This is a genomic window from Desulfovibrio faecalis, assembly GCF_053570625.1.
Window position 1 is genome coordinate 958,211 of sequence record NZ_JBRBQR010000001.1, and the last position, 25,843, is coordinate 984,053.

General features: G+C 59.6%; 24 protein-coding genes. 15 read left to right on the plus strand and 9 right to left on the minus strand.

The window, feature by feature from the left end:
* Positions 1–118 precede the first annotated feature (118 nt).
* Complete coding sequence (gltA, locus tag ACUZ79_RS04215) at positions 119–1,537, minus strand: NADPH-dependent glutamate synthase (RefSeq protein WP_240823719.1); 1,419 nt, start codon at positions 1,535–1,537, stop codon at positions 119–121.
* The gene (locus ACUZ79_RS04220; RefSeq protein WP_022657761.1) at positions 1,527–2,369 is read right to left on the minus strand and encodes a sulfide/dihydroorotate dehydrogenase-like FAD/NAD-binding protein; all 843 of its coding nucleotides are present in this window, start codon (positions 2,367–2,369) and stop codon (positions 1,527–1,529) included. Before ACUZ79_RS04220 ends, gltA begins: the two co-directional genes overlap by 11 nt.
* 298 nt (positions 2,370–2,667) lie before the next feature.
* On the opposite strand from ACUZ79_RS04220, the gene ACUZ79_RS04225 reads away from it, so the two are divergent.
* The gene (locus tag ACUZ79_RS04225) at positions 2,668–2,952 is read left to right on the plus strand and encodes a hypothetical protein (protein WP_192112300.1); all 285 of its coding nucleotides are present in this window, start codon (positions 2,668–2,670) and stop codon (positions 2,950–2,952) included.
* 683 nt (positions 2,953–3,635) lie between these two features.
* On the opposite strand, the gene ACUZ79_RS04230 is transcribed toward ACUZ79_RS04225, so the two are convergent.
* The 5 genes from ACUZ79_RS04230 to ACUZ79_RS04250 all read right to left on the minus strand — a co-directional run bounded on the left by ACUZ79_RS04230 (position 3,636) and on the right by ACUZ79_RS04250 (position 10,492).
* Positions 3,636–5,117: an aldehyde dehydrogenase family protein gene (locus ACUZ79_RS04230; protein ID WP_449250791.1), complete on the minus strand. Its 1,482-nt coding sequence runs from the start codon at positions 5,115–5,117 to the stop codon at positions 3,636–3,638.
* A gap of 339 nt (positions 5,118–5,456) precedes the next feature.
* Complete coding sequence (cobM, locus tag ACUZ79_RS04235) at positions 5,457–6,245, minus strand: precorrin-4 C(11)-methyltransferase (protein ID WP_449250792.1); 789 nt, start codon at positions 6,243–6,245, stop codon at positions 5,457–5,459.
* 3 nt (positions 6,246–6,248) lie between these two features.
* Entirely contained in the window at positions 6,249–8,210 is a 1,962-nt protein-coding gene (gene cbiE, locus ACUZ79_RS04240; RefSeq protein WP_449250793.1) for a precorrin-6y C5,15-methyltransferase (decarboxylating) subunit CbiE, read from the minus strand.
* Entirely contained in the window at positions 8,207–9,526 is a 1,320-nt protein-coding gene (cbiD, locus tag ACUZ79_RS04245) for a cobalt-precorrin-5B (C(1))-methyltransferase CbiD (RefSeq protein WP_449250794.1), read from the minus strand. Before cbiD ends, cbiE begins: the two co-directional genes overlap by 4 nt.
* Before the next feature lie 3 nt (positions 9,527–9,529).
* A complete protein-coding gene (locus tag ACUZ79_RS04250) occupies positions 9,530–10,492 on the minus strand; it encodes a hypothetical protein (RefSeq protein WP_449250795.1) in 963 nt (320 codons plus the stop codon).
* 315 nt (positions 10,493–10,807) lie between these two features.
* Here ACUZ79_RS04250 and ACUZ79_RS04255 point away from each other — a divergent pair, with 315 nt between their 5' ends.
* Positions 10,808–11,803, plus strand: a complete 996-nt coding sequence (locus tag ACUZ79_RS04255) for an OmpA family protein (protein WP_022657767.1) — start codon at positions 10,808–10,810, stop codon at positions 11,801–11,803.
* Positions 11,804–11,886: 83 nt separating this feature from the next.
* Positions 11,887–12,468, plus strand: a complete 582-nt coding sequence (locus tag ACUZ79_RS04260; RefSeq protein WP_240823727.1) for a translation initiation factor 2 — start codon at positions 11,887–11,889, stop codon at positions 12,466–12,468.
* Positions 12,469–12,764: 296 nt separating this feature from the next.
* Here ACUZ79_RS04260 and thrB read toward each other — a convergent pair whose 3' ends face one another.
* Positions 12,765–13,328: a homoserine kinase gene (gene thrB / locus ACUZ79_RS04265; RefSeq protein WP_449250796.1), complete on the minus strand. Its 564-nt coding sequence runs from the start codon at positions 13,326–13,328 to the stop codon at positions 12,765–12,767.
* A gap of 253 nt (positions 13,329–13,581) precedes the next feature.
* Here thrB and ACUZ79_RS04270 point away from each other — a divergent pair, with 253 nt between their 5' ends.
* The 12 genes from ACUZ79_RS04270 to ACUZ79_RS04325 all read left to right on the plus strand — a co-directional run bounded on the left by ACUZ79_RS04270 (position 13,582) and on the right by ACUZ79_RS04325 (position 25,135).
* Complete coding sequence (locus tag ACUZ79_RS04270) at positions 13,582–14,226, plus strand: hypothetical protein (protein WP_449250797.1); 645 nt, start codon at positions 13,582–13,584, stop codon at positions 14,224–14,226.
* A 386-nt stretch (positions 14,227–14,612) separates the two neighbouring features.
* Entirely contained in the window at positions 14,613–14,747 is a 135-nt protein-coding gene (gene rpmH / locus ACUZ79_RS04275) for a 50S ribosomal protein L34 (protein WP_022657771.1), read from the plus strand.
* 35 nt (positions 14,748–14,782) lie between these two features.
* Positions 14,783–15,175, plus strand: a complete 393-nt coding sequence (gene rnpA, locus ACUZ79_RS04280) for a ribonuclease P protein component (RefSeq protein ID WP_240823730.1) — start codon at positions 14,783–14,785, stop codon at positions 15,173–15,175.
* Positions 15,172–15,435, plus strand: coding sequence for a membrane protein insertion efficiency factor YidD (gene yidD, locus ACUZ79_RS04285; RefSeq protein WP_022657773.1), 264 nt, complete (start codon positions 15,172–15,174; stop codon positions 15,433–15,435). Before rnpA ends, yidD begins: the two co-directional genes overlap by 4 nt.
* A gap of 8 nt (positions 15,436–15,443) precedes the next feature.
* Complete coding sequence (yidC, locus tag ACUZ79_RS04290; protein ID WP_449250798.1) at positions 15,444–17,093, plus strand: membrane protein insertase YidC; 1,650 nt, start codon at positions 15,444–15,446, stop codon at positions 17,091–17,093.
* Between the two features lie 40 nt (positions 17,094–17,133).
* Positions 17,134–18,588, plus strand: coding sequence for a Jag family protein (locus tag ACUZ79_RS04295; RefSeq protein WP_449250799.1), 1,455 nt, complete (start codon positions 17,134–17,136; stop codon positions 18,586–18,588).
* A 171-nt stretch (positions 18,589–18,759) separates the two neighbouring features.
* A complete protein-coding gene (gene mnmE / locus ACUZ79_RS04300) occupies positions 18,760–20,172 on the plus strand; it encodes a tRNA uridine-5-carboxymethylaminomethyl(34) synthesis GTPase MnmE (RefSeq protein WP_449250800.1) in 1,413 nt (470 codons plus the stop codon).
* A gap of 3 nt (positions 20,173–20,175) precedes the next feature.
* Positions 20,176–20,835 (plus strand): 3'-5' exonuclease, encoded by a 660-nt coding sequence (locus ACUZ79_RS04305; protein ID WP_240823734.1) that lies wholly within the window; start codon positions 20,176–20,178, stop codon positions 20,833–20,835.
* Positions 20,832–22,031, plus strand: coding sequence for a GAK system CofD-like protein (locus ACUZ79_RS04310; RefSeq protein WP_449250801.1), 1,200 nt, complete (start codon positions 20,832–20,834; stop codon positions 22,029–22,031). The genes ACUZ79_RS04305 and ACUZ79_RS04310 overlap by 4 nt, the downstream gene beginning before the upstream one ends.
* A complete protein-coding gene (locus ACUZ79_RS04315; protein WP_449250802.1) occupies positions 22,028–23,134 on the plus strand; it encodes a pseudouridine synthase in 1,107 nt (368 codons plus the stop codon). The genes ACUZ79_RS04310 and ACUZ79_RS04315 overlap by 4 nt, the downstream gene beginning before the upstream one ends.
* Before the next feature lie 374 nt (positions 23,135–23,508).
* Positions 23,509–24,138: a DUF47 domain-containing protein gene (locus ACUZ79_RS04320; RefSeq protein ID WP_240823737.1), complete on the plus strand. Its 630-nt coding sequence runs from the start codon at positions 23,509–23,511 to the stop codon at positions 24,136–24,138.
* Positions 24,131–25,135 (plus strand): inorganic phosphate transporter, encoded by a 1,005-nt coding sequence (locus ACUZ79_RS04325; protein ID WP_215647968.1) that lies wholly within the window; start codon positions 24,131–24,133, stop codon positions 25,133–25,135. The genes ACUZ79_RS04320 and ACUZ79_RS04325 overlap by 8 nt, the downstream gene beginning before the upstream one ends.
* 408 nt (positions 25,136–25,543) lie before the next feature.
* On the opposite strand, the gene ACUZ79_RS04330 is transcribed toward ACUZ79_RS04325, so the two are convergent.
* Entirely contained in the window at positions 25,544–25,765 is a 222-nt protein-coding gene (locus ACUZ79_RS04330) for a TraR/DksA family transcriptional regulator (protein ID WP_022657782.1), read from the minus strand.
* Positions 25,766–25,843: the final 78 nt, after the last annotated feature.

Below are 25,843 nucleotides of genomic sequence, written 5' to 3' on the forward strand. Positions count from 1 at the left end.
CCGCAGGTCTGGCAAGCCGGAGCAAATGGACAGGCTGAGCTGTTGCCTTCTTTATGAATGGTCATGAAAAAAAGGAGCCTCCAGCGGAGGCCCCCTTTTATCAGATGCCGGGCTGCAATCAGCCTGCGATTCTTTTGACTATTTCCTGTCCGGCCTTGCGCCCTGCGCCCATGGCCAGAATGACCGTGGCCGCGCCGGTGACGATGTCGCCGCCCGCAAAGACGTTGGGAATGGAGGTTTCGCCAGTGGCCTCATCGGCCTCGATGTAGCCCCATTTGTTCAGTTTGAGCTCAGGGGTAGCCTCGAGGAGGATGGGGTTGGAACGGGTGCCCAGAGCCACAATGGCAAGGTCGGTGGGCAGATCGTATTCTGAGCCTTCCACAGGCACAGGCCGGCGGCGACCAGAAGCATCGGGTTCGCCCAGTTCCATACGCTGCAGGGTTACGGACTGAAGGCGCATTTCCGCATCGCCGTTGAAGCGCAACGGAGCGGAAAGCATGGCAAACTGCACGCCTTCTTCCTCCGCATGTTCCAGCTCTTCCAGACGGGCGGGCATTTCGGCCCTTGTGCGGCGATAGACCACATGCACGCTTTCCGCGCCCATGCGCAGTGCTGTGCGCGCTGCGTCCATGGCCACGTTGCCCGCGCCAAACACGGTAACATGCTTGCCGGGGTAGGCCGGTGTGTCCTGCGAGGGGAAGTTGTAGGCGCGGCCAAGGTTGACGCGGGTGAGGTATTCGTTAGCGGAGAACACGCCCACCAGATTTTCGCCGGGAACGCCCAAAAAGACGGGCAGTCCAGCGCCAACGCCGATGAAAATGGCGTCGTACTCCTTGCGCAGGTCGTCAATATCAATGGTGCGGCCACCCACGGAATTGAGGTGGAAATCCACACCGGCCTGACGCAGGCCGTTGATTTCCGTGGCTACCACGGTCTTGGGCAGGCGGAAGGCAGGGATGCCGTAAATAAGCACGCCGCCGGGTTCGTGCAGGGCTTCAAACACATCAACCTTGATGCCTGCGGTGGCGCACACGCCAGCACAGGTCAGGGACGAAGGGCCGGAGCCGATGCAGGCCACCTTTTTGGCTCCCAGGGGCAGGGCGCAGGCATTGGTGCCGGTCACCTGCTCACAGGCTGTTGTGGCGATATACGTGTCTGCCACAAAGCGTTCAAGACGGCCAATGGCCACGGGCTGCCCCTTGGCCTTGAGCACGCACTTTCCTTCGCACTGGTGCTCCTGGGGGCACACGCGACCGCACACGGCGGGCAGGCTGTTGGTGGTCTTGATGATGCGGTAGGCGGCATCCATGTTGCCCTCGGCAACCTGATGGATAAAGTCGCGGATGGGCACTTCTACAGGACAGCCCGACACGCACAGGGGCTTTTTGCACTGAAGGCAGCGGCTGGCCTCGGTCTGTGCCATTTCCTTGGTGTAGCCAAGGGCGACTTCTTCAAAATTGGCGCGGCGCACTTTTGCGGGCTGGCAGGGCATGTCCACACGGGGAGCCACGGTCTTTTTGGGTTTGCTATTCTCCATGGCTGACTCTCCGGTATTCTTCAATGGAAATGGTTTCCTGCTCCCGGTAGGCGGCCAGGCGGCGGCGCAGTTCGGGAAAATCCACTTCGTGACCGTCAAATTCGGGGCCGTCCACACAGGCGAACTTGGTTTTGCCGCCAACGGTGACGCGGCAGGCGCCGCACATGCCAATGCCGTCAACCATGATGGGGTTGAGGCTGACCGTGGTCTTGACGCCAAAGGGGCGCGTGGTTTCAGCCACGGCGGCCATCATGGGCACGGGGCCGACGGCCACGACTTCAAACACGTCCTTGTCTTTTTCAAGCCGGTCGCGCAGAAGCTCGGTAACAAGGCCCTTGTGGCCGTAGCTGCCATCGTCAGTGGAAACAAGCAGTTCATCCACAAAGGATTTGAGCTCGTTTTCAAAGAGCAGCAGATCTTTGCTGCGAGCGCCGATAACGCCCACAACCTTGTTGCCGATGCGGGCATGGCCCTTGGCGATGTGGTGCATGGCGGCAATACCGGTGCCGCCGCCCACGCATACGACCGTACCGCGTTTTTCAATATGGGTGGGGTGGCCCAGGGGGCCGCAGACGTCAAGAATGGCATCTCCAACGCCGAGTGCTTCAAGCATGGCCGTACTCTTGCCCATAACCAGATACACTATGGTAATGGTGCCGTTTTCCCGGTCAGTATCTGCAATGGTCAGCGGAATGCGCTCGCCCTGTTCGCTCATGCGCAGCATGACGAAGTGGCCGGGGCGCGCTTTTTGCGCGATTTGCGGCGCGTGGAGCACCAGTTTGCTGGTTTTGCCCGGGATCAGGCTTTCCTTGTGCAATATAGGTGTTGGCATAGGTTCTCCTCGTCAGGCATCTGAGTTGCTGCATGGTAGCTGCGATCGAAATTACTTGCAAGTAACAGTTTTATCGTATCTCTTTTACATGACTGATATAATTTGTTCTCCGCTTTTACTTTGCGTTTATGGGCATGCAATGGGCCTTTTTTTTAGACCTACCCTAAAGATCTGGCCTAATGTTCCGATAAAAATCTTGACGAGTGGGGAAGGGGAGACGGTACAAAACCAAACAAGGAGGCGGACAGGGCCAACCCCTTTGCAAGGAAGCAAGTGATCCATTCATGGAGGAATGGTCATGTCGCAACACATCGGTGACGTTTTCCAGTTGGGAGCCTCGCCGCCTGAATTGGCCGATGATCCATCACACAATCGTGATCTGAGGCTGGTTGAGCGGTATCTTGCAGTTCTGGAAGAAAACAAAAAGGCATGCCGCTCGGCTTTGACTGACGCGGATATGGCTTTGGACATGGCGGGTTTTGTGCGGCGGCAGTTGCGCAGACCAGCCCAGATGCCCAGGATGTCTCCGGCCTTGCTGGCCCTGGCTCTTGTGCGGCGCGTCCCTGACGCGCCCGAACAATAAACCGGACGGACTTCTACGTTGAACTCCGGCCCGGATGCAGAACGACCATGCGTTTTCAATGCAACATTAACGCTGCATTGCAGAACACAAACCACTAGCATCACTTTTCCGTGACATGATAGGGGGCATGGCAGTCCGCAATCCATGACGAATTCTCCACTCATAGAGAGGCGGGGGCGTGGGGCCTCCGCCTCTCGCGTTTTACGCGCCGCCACTATCTTCAGTCAGCGACGGCCCGCCTCTCGTGCTGCCGGGCAGGGGCAGCACCGAAAAGGTTGAGCCGGTTGCGGCTTTGCCGCACCGCAAGCGAAAACTTTTCGTGCCTTTAGCCGAGCACAGCTCGGCGCTGTGAGCTTGTAGCGGGGGCGTGGGGCCTCCGCTTCTCGCGTTTTACGCGCCGCCACTATCTTCAGTCAGCGACGGCCCGCCTCTCGTGCTGCCGGGCAGGGGCAGCACCGAAAAGGTTGAGCCGGTTGCGGCTTTGCCGCACCGCAAGCGAAAACTTTTCGTGCCTTTAGCCGAGCACAGCTCGGCGCTGTGAGCTTGTAGCGGGGGCGTGGGGCCTCCGCCTCTCGCGTTTTTGCGGGGTTTCCCAAGCCCACCCGCTAGAGAGAACGGCCCCTTCCGGGGCCGTTCTGATACGTCGGCAACCGCCAGGGCGTTTGCTGCATGTGCGCTTGCTGCTAGGGATAGAATCCCGTGGGTTTTTCCGACAGATTGATAAGAATATTTTTCTGCTGGGTGTAGTGCTCAAGGATGATCTTGTGCGTTTCACGCCCGATGCCCGACTCCTTGTGCCCGCCAAAGGGAGCGCCAGCCGGAATGCTGTTGTAGGTATTCACCCACATGCGGCCCGTTTCAACGGCGCGGCTTATGCGCATGGCCCTGTTGATGTCGCGCGTCCAGACCGCGCCGCCCAGACCGTAGGGGCTGTCGTTGGCCATGGACACAACTTCTTCTTCCGTCCTGAACTTGATGATGACCGCCACGGGGCCGAAGATTTCGTCCTGCGCCACACGCATGTTGTTGGTGACGTTGCCAAGCAGGGTAGGACGCATGAAGCAGCCCTTGGCAAGCTCACCATCTGTGATGCGCTTGCCGCCGCAGAGCACGGTGGCGCCCTCCGCCTTGGCCTGTTCAATGCAGAGCTGAATGGCCTTGAGGTGCGATTCGTAAATCTGCGAACCCATCTGTGTTGCGGGATCCCACGGCAGGCCAACCTTGACGCGGTTGAAGCGTTCCACGGCTTCTGCCACAAACTGGTCGTAAATATCCTCATGCACAAAGACGCGCGACCCGGCGCAGCATACCTGCCCCTGATTGAACAGAATGCCCATTTGCAGGCCGTCCATGGCCAGATCCCACTGACAATCGGGAAAGTAGATATTGGCCGATTTGCCGCCCAGCTCAAGGGTGGAGGGGATAAGGCGTTTTGCCGCTGCAAGGCCCACCTGACGGCCAACTTCTGTTGATCCGGTGAAAGCAAGCTTGCGGAAGCCAGGGTGCTCAAGCATGAACTGGCCGGAGCGTGAGCCGCGCCCGGTGATGACGTTGAACACCCCCTTGGGCAGCACGTCGGCAATAAGCCGCGCCAGTTCAAGCACGGAAAGCGAAGTGTGGTTGGAAGGCTTGAACACGGTGCAGCACCCGGCGGCAAGCACGGGGGCCAGCTTCCAGGCAGCCATGAGGAAGGGGAAGTTCCACGGCACAATCTGGCCCACAACGCCGATCGGTTCGCGAAACACCAGGGACATGGTGTTTTCGTCCAGCATGACTGCGGTGCCTTCATCAGCGCGCACCACCCCGGCAAAGTAGCGGAAGTGGTCGGCGGCAAAGGGAACGTCCACATTCATGGTTTCCCGGATGGGCTTGCCGTTGTCCAGGGTTTCCACCATGGCAAGGTGTTCTTTGTTGGCATCAATAATATCTGCAATTTTCAGCAGCATATTGGCCCGTTCAATGGGGTCGATCTTTTTCCAGCTGTCCCATGCCTTGTTGGCAGCCGCCACTGCTGCGTCCACGTCTTCCTTGGTGGCTTCGGCGCAGGTTGCCAGGCGCTCGCCATTGGCGGGGCAGAACGTTTCAAACGTGCCGCCGTCGGAGGCCTGTCTCCACTGGCCGTCGATGAAAAGGGAGTACGAATCCTGAATGTCCGGTTTGTTCATGAATCACTCCTTTTTTTAAAACCATGATTGTCTGAAGGACAATAAGATAGATATATGGATTGCAAATCCATATTGAATAGTAGATTTTTGTTCATACTGACATGATTTAATGCACATTGTGAAAAAAAATACAATTTAAAACTATATTTATATAATCATTCAAAATTACAAAATCTGCTTGTTGCGTAGTAAATAAAGCAATACTGGCTTATCTTGCAAACGTGTCACGATAATATTGCGTATCAGGATGGCTTGCTTAAAAAAGATATGGGATTCAGGCAGGATGTGTGAAAGCACCCGGCCTGAATCCCATAGTAAAGGCGATATGTTGGAATAAAATCAGCTTTTTGCTGCGCGGTAGCCGTGCGAAAAGTCGGCGGCATACAGGCGTGAGGGCGCGCCCTCGCGGCTTTCTGCGGGCAGCACAAGAAAAACTGTCTGTCGGGTGAGGTTGTGGCGGGTTATGCACTGGGCCAGCTCGCCCAGCGTTGTCCAGTGCAGCTGCTCCTCGGGCCAACTGACCATATGGGCGCAAAAAACCTGGGTTTCTGGCGGCAGGCTGCGCAAGAGCTCGTCCTGAAGGGCCTGAGCCGACGCTGCGGAAAGATAGACGGCCATGGAGGCCCCATGCTGGGCCAGCAGGTGAAGATGCTCACGCGCCGGCACCGGGGTACGGCCCTCAAGGCGGCTGATAATGAGGCTCTGGGTTACTTCCGGCACGGTAAAGGTAATGCCCGCCGCAGCCGCCGCAGCGCAGGCGGCGGTAACGCCCGGCACCACACGCCAGGGGATGCCGTCCGCATCCAGCAGGGCGGCCTGCTCGCGCAACGCACCGTACAGGGATGGGTCGCCCGTATGCACGCGGGCCACGGAGCGGCCCTCCAGCGCAGTTGCCCGCACCAGCGCATGGCACTGCTCAAGGTTCAGCGGGGCGGAATCCACAACCATGGCGTTGGGCGCGGCGCAGGCCACTACCTCGCGCGGCACCAGCGAACCCGCATAGAGCACAAGGGCGGCTTGCTCAATGGCATTGCGCCCCTTGATGGTCATGAGATCTGGATCGCCTGGCCCTGCGCCCACAAATGTAACGATGCCGGGCGTCATCCCGGTCTGTTGCGCGCTGTCCATGCGCTACCTGCCTTCGGGCTGTGCGCCGGACTGAATGGGAGCAGGCGCGGGTTTTTGGGCGGCAAGCAAAAATACGGGGTTCATGGCCGCCAAATGAACATCGCCGCCAAGGCTCTTGCCTTCAGCTGCGCTGATTTGCAGAATTTCCACAGGCCAGCCCATGTCTTCAAAAAAGCGACGGCACAGGCTGAAACTGTCCAGAAGCACGCAACTGACCACCACGCGGCCCCCCACGGGCAAACGCAGGCATACATGCCCCAAGATGTCATCCCCGTCATCGCCGGAAAGGCCGCCGCCGATGAACACTCGCTGCGGATCAGGCAGGCCGGGCAAGCATTCGGGGGCTTGCCCAAGGCGTACTTCCACATTGGCCGCGCCAAAGCGGCGGCGGTTTTCCTGAATGCCCATGGCGCGTCCGGCGGAGCGTTCCACCGCGATCACGCGGCCCTCATGCGCCAGCACGGAAGCTTCAAGAGCCACAGCGCCCGAGCCGGAACCGAGATCCCACACCACGTGCCCGGCTTCAATGCGCAGCAGCGCCAGTGCGGCAGCGCGGACGGGCTTTTTGCTGATGAGCCCTCGGTCAACCGCGAGCTGGTCGGCGTCAAGCCCAAGGTGCGGGCGGCGGGCCGGAGCCATGGGTATCAGCACCATTGTGCAGGCCGGGCCAAATTCGCGCCCGGCGGCATCGGCCATGCTCAAATGGCTGACGCATTCATCGGCTGCGCCCATGCGCTCAAAAATATGGGCATCAAACCAGTCCACCCCACGGTCAAGCAGATGGCGGGCGAGTACATCGGGCGACATGCGCGCATCAGTAAGGATGCAGAGCGGCGCATTCTTGCCGCAGGCCACGTTGAGGGGGCGCAAATCATCGCGTCCGTGCAGGGAGAGGCAGATAACCTTGTGCCACGGCAGGGAAAGGCGCGCGCAAGCCTGCTGCAGAGAACTGACAGCGGGCAGCAGGCGCACGGCATCTGCCCCCATGCGGCGTACCAGGGTCGCGCCAATGCCAAACAGCAGGGGGTCGCCGTCTGCCAGCACAAGCACACGCTCCCCTGCGGCCCGCAACTGGCTGAGGCGGGTGAGCAAAGGCTCCAGAGGCGTGGTCAGGGGCAGTAGGCGCGCCTTGAGGGCGGGTCCTGCTGCGGGAGAGTCCTCCTGATCGCCTGTGGGCTGGCTTTCTGTTGAATTCCCGTCTGCGTCACGGGTTGCGCCCCCAGTTGCTCCGTTGCTGGAGTCCAGACTGCTGCCGGAAAATTCCTCCAGCAGCATGCGCCCGGCGCAGATCACATCGGCTTGTTCCGCCAGCTGGCGCTGGGCTTCAGCCAAACCTGCCAGGCCGCGCGGGCGTGCGCAGTCGAGGCCCATGACCGTGATGGGTTCCGGCGCGACAGTCGTTGGTTCAAAAACAAAGAATGACTGCAACATTTCCGACATGGGCGGCCAGTCGTCCTGCTCTGACGTGCCCGCAACGGCAGGGCTGGCGGGCGCAGCGGCGGGGGTGGCAGGAGCGGCCTGTGTGATATTGGCGGCAAGTGTGGTTGCTGCTGTTGCAGCGGCTTCGGCTGGCAACTCTGCGGGCGTGGCAGGGGCTTCATCCGCGTTTGCGGGAGCGGAATCCATAAGGAGGGGTTCATCCCTGCCTGATGCGTCCGCATGTGCCGTTTCGGTATCCGCATTGTCAGAGGAAGACTGTGCTTTATCAGCGGTAATCGGCGCGTCACAGTGCGGAGTGGCGAGTTCTGCAAAGGCGCAGATATTGGGGGCAACTACCGGGGCGTCATCAGCAGGAAACTCCGGCAATTCGGCAGCATGTTCATCTGGATGTTCGCCGGGAGTCTCCAACGGGCCAGCGGCAAGGGCCTCGGCCTGAACGGCGTTGGTTGCGTCATCGTCCCGTGTCGGGGTGTCGGGCGTATGGGTTGGCACGGCAAAGCCGGGCAGTGAGACCTGTTGTTTCATAACGCCAATAATTCCCTGCCGTCAGTGTGAAAAAGGTGCAAGCTCACGGGGCGTCCTGCAAAAAGTTGTGCTGTGCGCGCCGCCTGCTGCGCCACCCGTTTGATGGTCTCGGCCCCTGCGTTGTCTGCCAGCAGCAGTTCCAGTGCGTGAGCCGCAGTTACGCAGCGGGTGATGGCATCCGCGCAGGTAGCGCCAGCCTCGCTGGCAAGTCGTCCAAGGGCCTGCATGTCCAGCGTGGAATCCTTGGCATGAGTGTATGTATGCCCCTGGGCAAGCTTGACCAGTTTGCCAAAAAAACAGCCCCAGATAATCCGCTCAAACGGCATGCTCCCCACAGCTTGCAGGGAGAATTGCGCAAAATCCGCCACCTGCACAAAGCACCGTTCCGGCAGGTCGGGGTAGCGCTCCATAAGCAGCCGTTCAGAGCGCCTTCCCGTGGTAAGACAAGCACATTGGCAGCCTGTGGCGCGGGCCACGGCAAGCCCCTGCTCAATTGTGGCCTTCCACGCATCATGGCTGAACGGACGCACCGTGCCCTGGGTTCCCAATATGGAAATGCCGCCTTCAATGCCCAATCTGGGATTGAAGGTCTGGTGCGCCAGCCGCGCGCCATCAGGTACGCTGACAAATACCGTCAGCCGGGTGCGGCTTCGAAGGGCTGCGGCGTACTCCTGTTCCTGGGCTTGCAGCGCAAAGGTTATCTGCTGACGCGGCACCGGGTTGACAGCAGCCTGACCAATGGGGACGGGCAGACCGGGCAGGGTGACTCGCCCCACCCCCGGCCCTCCCTTTATAATGATGCGGTCGGGGTATGCAACTGCTGTGTCGGGGGATGTCCCCACGGCATCATGGGCGGGCGTATGCCATGCTGCATCCTCGAACTGGTTGGCTGGGCGAGGTATGGTGGGCAGCGCGCTTTCCACCACCGTGGCTGTTATGCGCGCGCCTGAGGTGGCGTCAGGGTCATCGCCGCCGTCCTTGATTATACTGGCGTGGGCTATGGCAATGATATCCGGTGGAGGCGGATCAGCCAGCCCGCTTGCGGCATTGGCTTCGGGAGCAGCCCAGGCCGCATCCAGTTCCGGCGCAGGCCCTGTGGCGCAGCTTTCAATATTCAGGCGCAGCCAGCCCCGAGGCTCAGGCAGACAGTCAGCGTTTTTGCACGGATCAAGTCTGCCCTGACCAGCCCCAAAAGGGGGCAGGGGCACCCGGATTGCATCCGGGGCTGTGCCCGTGCGCAACAGGTGCAGTGCGGCCAGTGCTGCACCCGTGGCGGCGCTGCCTGTAGTGAACCCTTCCCGAAGCTTTGCAGCCATGCGTCAGCTCAAAGTGGGGGACAAACCAGATGTCAGGCTGGATGCCATGCCGGGAGCCGGATTTGGGGCCAACCCGGGGCGGGCGGCTGGATCAGACAGCCAGACCTTGCCACGGGCCACAAGCGATACCGGGCCGTCTATGCCAGCCATATCAAGGCCGCCTTCGGCAAACAGCCGCACGTCCAGGGCCGAGCCGCCGGGCTGCATAATGGAAAAAGATCGGCGCGTGCCTGCGCGCGCAAGGCACAGTGCCAGTGCCAGTGCCCCGGAACCGCAGGCATTTTCAAGAAATGTTGTTCCGGCGTCGCGCACATGCACAAGGGGCAACATGTCCAGCAGACCCTGGCATTCCCGCCACCAGATGACACCTGCGGCAGGTTCGGCCTCAAGGCCGTGCTGCTGGCGTAGTTGGGCAGCCACGGCATGGCAGTCATCCGGCAGGGGGTGTGTTGCCCCGCCAAGCAGCAGATGGCAGATGCCAGGCAGGCGCACCAGATGCGCGCCTTTTTCTATAGTAGTAATGGAATATTCAGGGAGGCGCAGCAGAGCCTCCACCTGCCAGAGCGGGGCAGAGCCTCGGGTGCGCAGGCGTACAGGAGTCTGCCAGCCGGAAACCTGGATTTCATCAAAACGGACAGGGTGTTCTGCGGGTGCAGCAGCTTCGTTTCTTTGTTCACTGCGAGGGGCGATTCCGTCCAGCACACCCTGTTCCGGGCCTGAGTATTGGGCAGTGTATGCCAGCAAGGCCCCCACGGCGCGGCTGGCATTGACGCAAAATTCACCGCCCGCCATACGCAGTTTGCGCTGGGGCAGGTTCACAAATCCCGCCTGTTCGCCCCCAAGCATGGAAGAATCCAGCGCCAAAGACGCCAGACGCGCCTGTTCTGCCGGGCGCTGACCAGCGTCGGGAAAAAGCAGGGTGGTGTTGCCCCCTGGGCTCCATTTGGAAAAAGTCAGTGCAGGCATGGAAAATCCTTGGTTCTTGACAAAGTATGCCTCAGGCCCGGCGGGCTGTCCAGCGCTGGCGGCAGAGCGGGGTCAGCCGCCGGATTTTTGCTGCCAAAGGGAAATAATCGGATGTGCGTTGCACTTGGACTGTGATGAAAAAGCGAAAGAGTGTTTCCTATTTACAACTTGCGGTTTTTCCTAAACGCGGGTATGTGAAAGGCAGTTGCCGTCTCCAAGGCCTATGGCTGTGAGTGAGCCGGTAACGTGGCGGGCACACCGCGATTTACTGTTGTTGACGGTAATCGACGACACTAACAACGTTTGGGAGGCAGTATGAAATCGTTTCGTCTTCTTGCTCTTGCGGCCGCTCTTGTTCTGAGCTACGCCGTGGCCGCTGCGGCCGCTCCGGCTTGTAACAAGAAAATTGAGAGCTTCGACTTCGTAGTGGACTATTCTGGTTCCATGATGATGAAGAACGACAAGCTGAAGCAGGACAAGATTGTTGTGGCCAAAAATGTGCTTACGCGCATCAATGCCGCTATCCCCGCTCTGAGCTACAATGGTGGCTTGCACACCCTTTCGCCCAACGGCGCCATCATTGCCCAGGGTCCTTGGGATCGCGCCGCCATGGCCGCTGGCCTCAAGAAGCTGCGCAGCAACTTTGATATTTTTGGCCGCATGACCAGCATGGGCAACGGCCTGCAGGCGTATGAACCCTTCATCTCCAGCATGAAGCGCGACGCCGCCCTGATCCTCGTGACCGACGGCGACAACAACCGTGGTACCGACCTCGTGCAGGTTGTGAGCCAGATGTACGCCAGCCAGCGTAACCTGGTTGTGCATGTGATCTCCCTGGCCGACACCCCCAACGGTGAAGCCACCATCAAAAAGATTGGCGCCCTGAACTCCAACGCCGTTGTGGTGCGTGGTGAAGAACTGGCTACCAGCGATGCCGCTGTTGAACGCTTTGTGCTTTCCGTGTTCTGCAAGGACGAAGACGTCATCGTGCTGCGCGGCGTGCACTTCGCTTTCAATTCCTATGCTCTTGACGGCAAGGCCATGGGCATCCTGAACGAAGCCGCCACCCTGATCAAGAACAACCCCAACAAGCGCGTTGTTCTCTCCGGCTGGACCGACTTTGTGGGTTCCGATGCTTACAACATGAAGCTTTCGCAGGAACGCGCCAGCTCCGTGAAGAACTACCTCGTGAAGCAGGGCATCCCCTCCAGCCGCATGACAGCCATTGGCCGCGGCAAGTCCTTCAAGTATGACAACAAGACCGACGAAGGTCGCGCCATGAATCGGCGCACCGAAGTGTCCTTCGAGTAATCTCGGAGCGTCTTCGCGTCAGTCGAATTAAAGCAAAAGCCGGGTGGTGTATGCCGCCCGGCTTTTTATGAGGTGCATGGCACATGCGTAAGATTCTGGCACTCATTCTCACGTTGGGGTTGACCACTGGCGGTTGCGCCTGGTTTGGCGGCTCTTCTTCCACTGATGAAGAAATAAAGCCCGCTCAGCCGCAGGAACAGACTGCAGCCCCCGAACCGGCCCCGGCCCCTGTGGCTCCTGCCAAGGACGCCAAGGGCAAGAAGGGCAAAACCAAGGCCGAAAAACCGGCTGAAGTTAAACCCGTTGCCGCTAAAAAAGGCGCGAAGACCGAAGCTCAGGTCGCCGCCGAGCTCACCATGGTGGGCAACAGGCTGGCTGCTCAGGCTGCCCGCACGGTGATGCCTTCCAAGTCTTCTAGGGAAGTGCGCCAGGACGGCAAGGATTACGTGGGGACCTACATTGATGTGGACTCTTCCAACGTAACCACTGAATTGCGCCCCAGTCCCACTGGTCAGTATGTCGGCTTTATCAGGTATCAGGAAAGGGTGATGGATTGCCGTGGTAAGACTCGTCAGGAAGCTATGTCTACTGCTTCTTGCGAACAGGTCAAGGCCCGCAACATCAACGAGCTGATCCGTTTTGACGGTTCGACCTGGCAGTATTAGTAAAAGTAGTAACGCCGCTCTGGTTGCGCGCTGCCTTGTGCCGCGTTCTGCCGGAGCGGATGTTCCACGCTCGGTGAGTCACCGTTCGTGAAGATATTTCAGCGGGGTTTCGGCCCCGCTTTTGCTTTTTTTGAGGCATCAGCGGGAAGCGAGCGGCAGTGACCACGGCACAGGCAGAGTGGCACTGATGCCCTTGGGCCTGAAGGGCTGAATGAATCGGGGTCAGCCCTTGGCTAGGCACTTGGGGTAAAAGGGCTGGGTTGTCCTTGTCTGAGGTGAGCGTGGCAAGGGCCTGATCAGGCGGCATCGCCTTTCAGAAAACCCTCCGGCAGATGATCACGAATCCAGCGCGCACACTGGGCCGGATTTTTACCCTCGGCGGGGCAGCGCAAGGTTGCATAATATGTGTACAGGGCCTTGCGTTCGTTAAAGATGTCCTCGAGTTTTTCGCCGGGATTCATTGCAATGCCGCGCTCAGGATTGCGGGCGATGCGTTCTTCTATCAGATGAAAGGGCACGTCAATATAGACGACAGGCCCAAGCTCAGCCAGATGCCGCATGGCCGCATCGCGGTAGATGACGCTGCCGCCTGTGGCTATGACCGTTCGGTTGGCCTTGATGGCGCAGATGATCTTGCCCTCGGTATCCAGAAAGGCCGCCTTGCCCAATGTGTCGGTAATGTCTTGCAGGCGAGCGCCGTAGGCGGCTTCAATCAGGTGATCGCTGTCAACAAAAGCCCATCCCAGCTCCTGCGCCAGGGCTGAACCCACAGTGGATTTACCCGCTCCGGCCATGCCTATAAGGGTTATACAGGGGGCTGGCATCGCGGGGGCTGCTGTTAAATCCGGCTTGCTGGACATGCGGACTCCTGATGGCTTGAATGGAAACGCATGGCCTCAATGCTGTCATGCGCGGCGCATACGTAAATTTCTGGAAGTAAATCGGTTAGTGGGAATGTGCCCAAGCCCGCGCTGCCTGTCAACGCCGGGCTTTGCAGCCAGCGACTGATGGTGCGCAGGGTTCTGCATTTTCCCACGTGCAGGCCTTTTCATTTTTTCCGTGGGCTAAAGGTTTTTTGCTTCAAGGCCGATAAGCGCAGTAGAGGTGAGTTTTATGTGCAAGTCAGTTGGTATGCTATTGCTTGCTTTTTTTGCGTTTTCCATTTGTCGCGCGTCCGTTGTGGTTGCCGTGGAGGCCGTCCCCCTGCCGCCTCAGGTACCTGCTCACACTGCCACCGGGGCCACCAATCTCACCGATGTCTGGCTGCACAGCGGTGGCGGGCGGCTGTATTGGAACACACTGGTGACGCCCCGGCAGATTGCACTTGAAGGGGCGCGGTTTGTGGATCCTGCGGCTGTACCGGAGTTGGCCATGACTCCTCAGGCGGACAAAAAAACGCCCGCGCGTCAGGCAAAGCGCAAGGTCAAGGTTTCAAAGGCCGCCCCGCAGTCAGCCACATCTCCGGCTCCCAAGGGTGTGGGCAAAACATCCCTTCCGGCGCCTGTCAGCAGCAGCGCCATCCCACCGCTGAGCAGCGCTGCTCCAGCACAGCCCAAGTCTGGCGCTTCTGCTGCTGGCCCGGCCAAAGCGGCTAATTCTGCGCCTGCGCCAAGCTCTGCGCCCATGCCATATTCATCGGCAGCGGCATCCTCTGTGGGCAGCTTTGGCGGTGCTGGCAGCGGGGCTATGCCAGATGTGCCTGCACCTCCGGCATTTTCAGCAGATGATGTGCTGCCGAGGGCCAACGCCCGGCCTTGAGGCCTTGAGATATCGGGGGGCCTGGTTCGTGATGACCTTGCACGCGAACCATGGTTGCCACACGAGCCCCTGAGCCGTTTTGAAGTATCCGCTAAAAAATGTGTGAAGGCGCTGCGATCAGAATTTTTTTTGAGCGTGGCGCGTATACGCTTGCGGCCTGTTTGCAACAAGGGCATTGTAGTCGCGCGTCGTATGGGGAATCTGGCGCTTGACGGAGGCCGTGCTGGCGTGTATGTAGCTTCTTCCATATATTTTAACGCCAGGGCAATGCTGCCCTTCCGCGCTTAAAAGCCGGGGGGTAGCCCCAAAACCGCTCAGGCCCGGCGTGCCGCATCGCTCCGGTGGTCGGCCCAAGGCCCTGCCGGAAATTTTTTAAGGAGTCTGCCATGAAAAGAACATATCAGCCGAGCAAAATCAGAAGGGCCCGCACTCACGGGTTCCGTACCCGCATGGCCACCCCCAGCGGGCGCGCCATCATCCGTCGTCGCCGCGCCAAGGGCCGTAAGGTTCTGAGCGCTTAGCGGGCGGGCTTGCCCCGTTCTACATGGGTATTCCCATGAATCAGAATGGTCTGCCGCAGCACCTGCGGATACGCCGCAGGGCGGAATTCGTAGCGTGCTATGAGCGGGGCAGGCGTCTGCATACCGAGCATTTCCTTGTTTTTGTGCTGGCGGGCAATAGTCCCGGTCTAGCTGCGCGCACTGGCATGGCTGTTTCCCGCAAGGTAGGCAATGCTGTTGTGCGCAATCGCGTCAAAAGGCTGCTGAGGGAATTTTATCGCCTGCATCGCAGCGATTTGCCCAAAGAAGCTGACATCGTTACCGTTGCTAAAAAGCATGCCGGAGAGGCTGCGCTGGATTTGGCCAGCGTAGCCGCCGAGCTTTTGCCGCTGATGCGGCGCGTGGTTCGGCGAGAGCCGGGCCGTCCGGCATTGGATGGGCTGCCATGAGTCATTTGCTGCGTAATCTGTGCATATTACCCATACGCGTTTACCAGCTTTGCATCTCGCCAGTGCTTCCCCCCGCCTGTCGGTTTTATCCCACCTGTTCCGCCTATGCCGCAGAGGCCATCTTGACCCACGGCATATTCCGGGGCGGCTGGCTTGCGCTCAAGCGTCTTGCCCGCTGCCACCCCTGGGGCGGTTCAGGCTATGATCCTGTTCCACCACCAAGACGTCCCCGTGACGTCCCGCCACTGTCCCAGGAGTGAACGCCCTCATGCAAGACGGAAAAAATCTGATCATCGCCATACTTTTGTGCCTCGTCGTTATTGTGGGCTGGAGTTACGTGTCCGAGTACATGGGCTGGGTCCGCAAGCCTGATCCGGCCATTGTTGCCCAGCAACAGCAGGCGCAGCAGCAGGCTGCACAGCAGCAACAGACCCAGCAGGCCGCCGCAACCGCGCAACAGGCCATGCCCGTATTCACGCCCGCCCCGGGCCGCGACCTCACGGTCAACTCCCCCCTCTATGAAGCCGTTTTTCACACTGGCGGCGGCGCGCTGCGCTCCTTCAAGCTCAAGCAGTATCAGACTGGTCTTGCGGTAGACTCTCCGCTGGTCAACCTCGTTGACCCCAAGACCGCCGCTGTTGCCCCGCTGGGCCTTGTGGTGAATAGCCAGCCCTCGTGGAGCACTGGTCAGTGGTCTGTGGAAGGCAATGAAAATGGTCTGAACATCGGTGCCGGTCAGCAGGGCGTGCTGCGCTTTGATGGCGAGGTGGACAACCTGCGCGTTATCCGCGAAATGACCTTCAGCTCTGATACCTATCTTATCCGCGAAAAAATCCGCGTGGTGAACACCACGGATCAGGCCCGCAGCGTTCGCGTCAGCTACACTGTTGCCGCCGATGCCAGCAATGCCGCAGGCGACCGTTACGACGCCATGCGCCTTGCCTGGGACAACGATGGAAGCCTTGGCGAAGAATCTTCGCCCAAAACGCTTGAAACCACTGGCGCGCAGGTTGCTGGCAAGATTTACTGGGCTGGCACCATGAGCACCTATTTTCTTGCTGCGGTGCTGCCCGGCGACACGAGCAACGTGACCGTCAAGGGCCGCATGCAGCAGAACGTGTTCCGCGCTGCCGTTGAAGAACCTGAAGTGATGCTCGGCCCTGGTCAGGAGCGCGAGCTTACGGTTTCTTACTGGGTTGGCCCCAAGGAACGGGCCAAGCTTGCCGCTGTTTCTGACCAGCTTGCAAAGAGTATTGACCTCGGCATGTTCCATGTGATCGCCAAGGGCCTTCTGTGGCTGCTTGAATTTTTCCAGAAGTACGTGAACAACTGGGGCGTAGCCATCATTTTGCTGACGGTTCTCATCAAGGCCCTGTTCTGGCCCCTTACGGCCAAGAGCTACGCCTCCATGGAAAAGATGAAGAAACTTCAGCCGCATATGGTGGCTATCCGCGAGAAGCACAAGGACAACAAGGAGCTCATGAACAAGGAAGTCATGGCGCTCTACAAGACCTACGGGGTCAACCCGGCCAGTGGCTGTGTACCCATTCTCATCCAGATGCCCGTGTTCTTTGGCCTGTATCAGGCCCTGCTCACGTCCATCGAATTGCGTCACGCGCCTTTTATCACCTATCTGCCCGGCACTGACATCATCTGGCTGGCTGACCTCTCGGCCAAAGACCCGTTCTACATCACGCCCATTGTCATGGGTCTGACCATGTTCATCCAGCAGAAAATGAGCCCCCCGGCCACTGACCCCACGCAGCAGAAGATCATGATGTTCCTGCCGCTGATCTTCACCGCCATGTTCCTGAGCTTTCCCTCGGGCCTCGTGGTGTACTGGCTGGTCAACAACATCCTGTCCATTGCGCAGCAAAGGATGATGGCGAAGAAGTTCTCTACATCCGTAGCGAAGTAGGCCGCCCCGGCGGGTTCGCGAGACACAGCAGGGGGTTCGTATGGAAGGGTTTAAGGAATTCCAGGGAAAGGATCTCGACAGCGCCATAGAGGAAGCCTGCGGCTACTTCAATACAGCGCGTGAAAAGCTCGAGATTGAAATAGTGCAGGACGCCAAGTCCGGCATATTCGGCATAGTGGGCGCGCGCAAGGCCAAGGTCCGGGCAAGGCGCGTGCAGCTGCGCGAAACTATGGAAAGCATTCTGGGCAGAAAGAACGGCGAGGGGGCTTCGGCCCCTGCGCCGTCTGCTGGGCAGCCCGCGTCCGCGAGTGAGAACTCCGGGTCTGTGGAGCAGCGCAAAAACGGTGGAGACCGGCAGGAGCAAGCGCCTACGTCTGCACCTGAGTCGTCGGCATCGGCTGCCCCCAAGGCTTCTGATGCTTCCAACGCTCCCGAAGCTCAGGCCGAAAAGGGCCGAGGCGACGGGCGCGACCGCCAGCAGGAGGCCCGTCCCCAGCGCAATCCGCAAGACGACAGGCGTAACCCGCAGGATGACAGGCGCAACCGTGGCCGTAACCGCAAGCCCCAGTCTCTGGACGCCTTTGAGAGTGAAGAAGATCTGGACGCCGCCATTAATGGCAATGTGCTGGAAAAGCCCGCCGACCGGTCCTTAGACCGCCGGGGCGAGCGTAGCGGCAAGCCTGACAGAAATGGGGCCAAGCCTTCCGGCAGAAATTCTAGAAATGACCGGGGCCGTGACCACTCAGGCAGAAATGCCGAAGGCGGCGAAGGCGTGGAAGCGGCCAATCCCGCCGAGCCTCCTGTGCGCGAGGCCCGAGGCCGACGCAATGACTCCCGGCCTGACAATCGTTCTGACAACCGCTCCGACAACAGGGGCAACGGCAGGGCTGAAGCCCGTGCCGCCCAGCGCGAAAATCAACGCCCAGAGCGCGCACCGCGACCTGAAGCGCCAGTGGAAGGGCTGGAAGATGATTTTGAAGCCGCAGGCGAGGGTTTGCCGGTTACTCCTCTGGAGCAGCTTGACGTGGCAAAGCTTGAGACCCTTGTAGATGAAACCGTGCGGAAGCTCATCCGGCCCATTACAGGGGACGGCGTGGGTATCACCGTCAAGATCGGCGGCGGCCGGGTTTATGTGGGCATTGACTGCGATGAAGACTCCGGCCTTCTGATAGGTCGCGAGGGGCAGACCCTTGCCGCCCTGCAATATATGATATCGCGCATCGTATCGCGCGGCATGAATGCAGCCGTGCGGGTGCAGCTCGACGCCGGGGAATACCGCCGCCGTCAGGATGAAAAACTGCGCGAAATGGCTCTGGCTCTTGCAGACAAGGTGCGCCAGAGCGGGCGCTCCTACTCCACGAGGCCGCTTTCTTCGTACCATCGGCGTATTGTGCACGTGTGCCTGCAAGAGGCCGTTGACGTGCAGACCCGCAGTACGGGCGATGGCCCCATGAAGCGCGTGGTCATCATGCGCAGAAAGGGAGAACGCGCCTAGCTTCAGCCTCACTGGCAGATGCGCGTTTGGCGCGTTCATACCGCAAGCTGGGCCAGCAGGGTCGTGAAGGTGCTTGTTACGTTGCCGGAGAAACAGCCCGACTGGGCGCAGATCTCCGGCAACACTCGTTGGCGAAGCCGCGCAAACATAGGGCAAGATATGGATACAGCAATGCAGACAGCTCGTGGCGACACCATCGCCGCCATTGCTACCCCTCCCGGTGCCGGAGGGATTGGCATAGTGCGCCTTTCTGGCCCCCGGGCCAAGAAAGTTCTTGCCCGCATGTTCCTCCCCCTTTCAGCGCAGGTGGAAAATTTTCATCCATGGCTTTTGCACAGGGGCCGCGTGCTTGACTGGAACGGCGAGGCGCTGGATGATGCCCTGGCTGTTTTTATGCCAGGGCCGCGCACCTTTACGGGCGAAGACGTCGCCGAGATTCACAGCCATGGTGGCCCTTTTCTGGTGCAGGCCGTGCTCGAAAGCGCGCTGCGCCACGGGGCGCGGCAGGCAGAACGCGGTGAGTTTTCGCGTCGCGCCTTTATCAACGGTCGCATGGATCTGAGCCAGGCCGAAGCCGTGGCCGAGCTGATTGCCGCCCCCTCGCGCGAAGCCCTGCGCTATGGTCTCAACCGTCTGGAAGGTGTTCTTGGTCGGCGTACTGCCGAACTGCGCGAAGAACTGGAAATGCTGCGCGCCCAAATGTGCCTTGCCGTGGACTTTCCTGACGAAGAAGTTGAAGGCATGGAGCCAGCGGCTCTCTGCGAAGTTCTCGATAGGGTCATGCTGGCCGTGCGGCGGCTGCTGGCCGGGAGCAGGCGTGCCCAGATTGTGCAGCAGGGCGCCGTGGTGGTGCTGGCTGGCGCGGTGAATGCCGGCAAATCCAGCCTTCTCAACGCTCTGCTTGGGCGCGAGCGGGCACTTGTGACCGATATACCCGGCACAACGCGTGATTTTCTGGAAGAAACCTGCAATCTTGACGGCCTGCCCGTGCGCCTGACTGACACAGCAGGCCTGCGGCAGGCTGAAGAAACCGTTGAGCAGCTTGGCGTAACGCGTAGCCGCGAAAAAGTTTCGCAGGCTGACCTTGTTGTTCTGGTGCTTGATGGCGGGCTGCTGGGCGAGGAAGGCGCTGCGGCAGAGGTTTGCCCGGACGCTGCAGCCCGCGAGGTTCTTGACTCTGTGGGCGACACGCCCCTGCTTGTGGTGTGGAACAAATGTGACCTTTGCATGCCAAAAGTGTTCCCTCCCCGCTGGATTGATGCGCGAACCTGTTGCGCAGTGAGCGCACTTTCCGATACATATGTCGAAGAGCTTGCAACCATGTTGCGATCTGTGCTGCTTGGGGGCGGTTCGGATGCCGCGCCGGAAGACGGTCTTGCGCCCAACGCAAGGCAATCCATGGCGCTGGAAAAGGCTTTGAAAGAACTTGAAGGGCTGCGTGCTGATGTTGTTGCAGGGCAGCCTTACGATTGTTGCGCGGTCAGACTTGATATGGCCGCCGCTCATCTGGGGGAAGTGACCGGGCTTTCCAGCCCGGCAGAAGTGCTTAACAGCATATTTGCCCAATTCTGCATTGGTAAGTAACCTATGGATATGGACGTTTTGCGCCGCAGGCTGAGTTGCGAAGAAATCAACGCCATGCCCCTTTTTCATTACGAGGGGCCGGTGCAGGTTATTCGCACCCTGGAGGACTGGAAAAACGCGCTGCCGGATCTGCGATCCGCAGATTTGCTTGGATTTGATACGGAAACACGGCCTTCCTTTCGCAAGGGACGCCGCAATTTTCCGGCTTTGATCCAGCTTGCCACGGCCAATGCCGTGTATCTGGTGCAGTTGGCCTTTTTGCCGTTCGGGCCCCATGTGGTCGAAATTTTGGCAAACCCTGATCAGGTCAAGGCTGGTGTGGGCATTCGAGATGATATGCGTGACCTTGGCCGCCTGCATGACTTTGAGCCAGCGGGACTGGTGGATCTTGGCGGTGTGGCTCGCGCGCACAAACTGCCCAGCCAGGGTTTGCGCACCCTTGCGGCCAATTTTTTTGGCTGGCGTATTTCCAAAGGTTCCCAGTGTTCAAACTGGAGCCTCATGGAACTGACCCCGCGTCAGATTGCCTATGCCGCCACCGATGCCTGGATCGGACGGCTGATTTTTTTGCGCATGTGCGAAATGGGGCTCATTCCATCCTGTCGCAGCACCTGTGAGGTTGCGCCGGGCAGCGATGCCTTGGCAGCGGGGAGCGCCGTGTGAGCGAAAGTGCTTCGCTGTTCTGCTTTCCTCCGCTTGGTCCCAGACTGGTTTTTTTTACGGGCGGTACGGCTCTGCGCGATCTGAGCCGTGAACTGATCCACTACACCCACAATTCCGTTCATCTCGTCACGCCCTTTGATTCCGGCGGCAGTTCTGCGGCCCTGCGCCGCAGCTTCGCCATGCCTGCCGTGGGTGACATCCGCAACCGTTTGCTGGCTCTGGCCGACAGCGCGGTTGTGCCCGCCTCGGTAATGGAATTCTGCGCCAGCAGGCTGCCGGAACCATCGGCGGAATGCAACGATCCACATGAACTGCGCCAACAGCTGCGCGCCATGGGCAGCGGGGAGCATCCTGTATGGGCGGCGATGCCGCCGTTGTTTGCAGATGCGCTGCGTCTGCATCTCAATTTTTTTCTGCAACGCATGCCCGAAGATTTCGACCCCTTCCGCGCCTGCATGGGCAATCTGATTCTGGCCGGCGGCTACCTGCACCACAAGAGGGTGTTTGGCCCGGTCATGGCCTTTCTCAGCCGTTTATTGCAAACGCGTGGCGTTGTACTGCCCATTGTGAGCGAAAGCCTGCATCTGGCGGCGGAACTGGAAGATGGCTCTCTTGTGGTGGGGCAGCACCGCTTTAAAAATCTCAGCGGGGCTGTGCGGCGGCTGTTCCTCACCGTGCACGAACCAGACCGGGGAGCCGAGCAGGCAGAAAAACTGCAAACCCCTTGCCGCCCGCCTCTTGCCCCGGCCTCGGTGGCTTACCTGCGTTCGGCGGCAGCCATCTGCTATCCCATGGGCAGTTTTTACACCAGCGTGCTTGCCAACTTGTTGCCCCAGAATGTGGGCCGTGCCGTGGCTGCCGTTCAGTGTCCGAAAATTTTTATTCCCAATACCGGAACAGACGCGGAACTGCACGGCCTGACCGTGGCGGGGCAGACTGCCATGATTTTGCGCCATCTGCGCGAAGACGCCCCCGACGCCCCCACCGAGGCTCTGTTGCAGACAGTGCTGGTTGATGTCCGCAATGGTCGCTATGAGGGCGGGCTTGATGCTAAAGAACGTGATGCCCTCGCCCAACTGGGGGTGCGGCTGGTAGAAAAACACATGGTCTACGAAAATGATCCGCAGCGCCATGTGCCGGAATTAACCGCCAAAGCCCTGCTGGAGCTTGTTCCCGGCAGTCCGGTGACCCTGTGAGTAATGAAACTTCCCCCGTATTTTGCGCCGAGGCGCAACAAGCAACTGAGAAACAGTTCGAAGCGTCCAGTGCAGACATGGTTGGCCAGAGGCTGGACTATGCCCTGACCCTGCTGCTGCCGCAGATGGGCCTGCGGGGGCGTAAGCGCAGTATTGAAAGTGGGCAGGTGCTCGTCAACGGGCGCTCCTGCAAGGCCGCGCAACGGTTGCGCAAGGGGGATGTGGTCTCGCTGGCAGACGCGCCGGAAGCAGATCAGCAGACCCAGAATGCTGGTGTTGACGCGCCCGCAACTGGCGCTTGCCCCGCAGGTGCGAATGTTGACACGTTGCCGCGTCTTTTGGAGCGGCAGGGCGAGTTCTGCTTTTTTTACAAGCCCGTAGGCTTGCACACTGCCGCATTAACAGGCGGCAACATGCCCAGCCTGGAGAGCATGCTGCCGCAGTTGCTGGCAGGGCAGGGCTGCACTGAGGCTGGCCCACAAGATGGTGCGGACATGAGTGCGGAGGCTGTGCCCCCTCAGTTGATGCAGCGTCTTGATCACGGCACTTCTGGCATTGTATGCGCGGCGCTTTCCCCGCAGGCGGCGAAGGCATTTCGCCTGGCCGAGGCGGCTGGACGCTGTGAAAAGCGCTATATCGCGCTTTTGGCCGGACGACTGGAAGAAGATTTTACCGTGACTTTTGCCCTGCGTACGGACAAACGCAGCAAAAGCCGCGTACTTGACCGCGATGCTGGCTGCACGCGCTGGACGAATTTTACGCCCCTGCATTATTTTGAAGGGGATGAGCTGCCGCAACTGGCCCTCGCAACGGATTCCCAGTTTCACCGCGTTGGGCTGACGCTGGTCGGGTGCCGCATCCGGCGTGGCGCGCGCCACCAAATCCGAGCGCATGCCGCCGCTGTGGGGCACCCGCTGTGGAACGATCCCCTCTACGCAGACAATGATCCAGAAGCTGAAGCTCAAACATCCCACGGCATGTTCTATCTGCACCACGGCTGCCTGCTGCTGCCGGGGGCAAGCTGCGTCATGCCGCCGCCCTGGTCCTTCTTGCCAGTTGCTGCGGCCCGGCAAGTTCTGGAGTGGCTGACATTTGTCGATTAACCTCTCCAGCAGGTTACGTTTACCACCATTCCATGCAGCAAATCGTTGCACGAAGAGTCCGTCTGGATTATAGATTGTGCACTCAATCCAGTGAGTGATTTTCCCGAAAAATGTCGCGTCAGCTGCGGGAATGCGCAAAAAAATGGCCTTATAACTTACCGCGATGATTTGAGTTCTTTTTTGTTCATTGAAAAGTTTAATTTGACGCCCTGTTTTCTCTTGGCACAAAGTTCTGCCCGGTATAAACGGAAGGGGTCAAACGGGTTGGCGAAGTGGTAACAGCTCGCCCCCGGAAGCTGCATGCCCGGGCAATGCCCGCGCAAACAGCTACCATTCGTGGCGCTCCGCGCTTGCAACCAGTTCAAGGAGAAAGGATGTTTCCTGCTCTACTGCCCAAATCCGCTCCGTTCTTTGCCATGCTCAACGAGCAGAACGATCTGCTGCGCCGCATGTCCGCCCTGCTGGTAAACATGCTGGAAGACGTTTCCAACATGGATCACGTGCACAAGGAAATCGCCTTTCTGGAAGAAGAGGCCGACCTGCTGCACAGCAAGATCATCCGGGCGCTTTCCCAGACGTTTATCACGCCCATCGACCGCGAGGACATCCTGCGCATCAATCAGGAACAGGAAGAGTGCATGGACTGCCTGCACAGCCTGAGCACGCGGCTGCATATTTTTGAATTTGCCTCAATCCGTTTTCCCGCCTTGCAGATGGCGCGCACCATCAGCGCCATGCTTGATCTGACACATGAAATGCTCGCTGGCCTCGCCAATCGGCGCGACTGTCACAAAACCCGTGTTTTCCGAGGCCTGCGCAGCGAATGCGACATGGTGCTGGCCGTAGGTCTGGCGGAACTGATGGACGAACATCAGGAACTGACAAGCAAGGCCCTCATGCGGGTGCTCAAGTGGAGTCAGGCCTATGAGCGCATGAACATCCTGCTTGAGCAGGTCAATGCGCTGGCGGAAACCATTGAAGAAGCGGTGCTGAAAAATGTTTGATATCCCCGTGCTGCTGGCGCTCATTGTGCTGGTGGCCCTGGTGTTCGACTTCACCAATGGCGCGCACGACTGCGCCAACGCCATTGCCACCGTGGTTTCCACCAAGGTGGTGACGCCGCGTTTTGCGGTGGGCGCTGCGGCCCTGCTCAATCTGGGCGGGGCGCTGCTTGGTACTGAAGTGGCAAAAACACTGGGCAGCGGCATTGTTTTGCCGCACGTGGTGGAGGGGAGCCACGTACTTGTGCTGGCCGCCCTTGTGGGGGCCATCACCTGGAATTGTATAACCTGGTATTTCGGCATTCCGTCATCGTCTTCCCATGCCCTCATTGGCGGACTTATCGGCGCAGCCGTGGCCGATGCTGGCTTTAGCGCGCTGAACGGCAAAGGCATCTGGGACAAGGTGCTGGTCCCCCTTGTGGCCTCGCCCCTGGCAGGCTACGCGGTGGGTTTTTGCTGCATGTGGATCATTTACTGGATTTGCGGGCACATACACCGGCGCAAGGTCAATGCCTCGTTCCGGCGTTTGCAACTGCTCTCCGCCGCATTTATGGCTACCAGCCACGGCCTCAACGATGCGCAGAAGACCATGGGCATTGTCACTTTGGCCCTGATGATTTTTGGCAAGATCGACACCGTGGAAGTGCCCCTGTGGGTCAAACTTTCCTGCGCCGGGGCCATGGCCCTTGGTACTGCGGTGGGCGGCTGGAAAATTGTTAAGACCATGGGGCACCGTATTTTCAAGCTGGAGCCAGTCCACGGCTTTGCTGCCGAAAGCTCCGCCGCCCTAGTCATCACAGGCGCTTCTCTCATGGGGGCCCCGGTCAGCACCACGCACACCATATCTGCGTGTATCTTTGGTGTGGGGTCTACCAAAAGGCTTTCAGCCGTGCGCTGGAATGTGGCCGCAAATCTGGTGACCGCATGGGTGCTCACCTTGCCCGCCGCTGCCGGCGTGGGATTTGTTTCTTACTGGCTGCTGCATTTTATCTGGAACTGACCGATCATCGGCGCAAAGCGCGGGCCGGGCGGCCCGCCTTGCGAGAGAAATCATTTAAAACCCCTGTCCCTGCGATTGCCGGGACAGGGGTTTTCATTTCAGAGCATTTGCAGCGCCATATCCAGTTGGCTGCCTGATACAGCCAGTGAGCATCCAGTTCTGGTCAGAACAAGGGGGGCCGGGGGGGGGGCGCAATGATTGCGGAGAGGGCGGGGCTTGCAGAAGGGGAAAAAATTGCCGTAAAGCGTGGCGTCACGCTGGGCAGGATCAAAAGCCGAGCGCAACCAGTGCGCGCTCGCCTGTATGCGGGCGCGCTGCAGATGCAGATATCATAGGGGTGTCGGAGCCGCGCAGGCCTCATCCCGCGAGGTACGTCAGCGGCTGGGCCGTTAGGGCACCCTGTGCAGGTTAGTCGCGGCTGCCTTCGCGTTCTTCCTGGCAGGCGCGGCACAGGCCAACACCGGGCAGGGCTTCAAGGCGCTTGGCGGGGATGGGGTCGCCGCATTCACGGCAGCAGGCTACGCCGTTGATCCATTCCGGGCCGCCTCGATCCACTGCGGCACGGGCTCGCAAGAGGGCTGATTCGCGGTCAAGGCGCTCCAGCTCGGTAGCCTGATCAAAAACGTCCATGAGTACTCCTTGTGTAAAGCAAGCGGCAACCCCGCAGAGCGGGGTTGCCGTAATTTTTACAGAATATTTTCAGGAAGC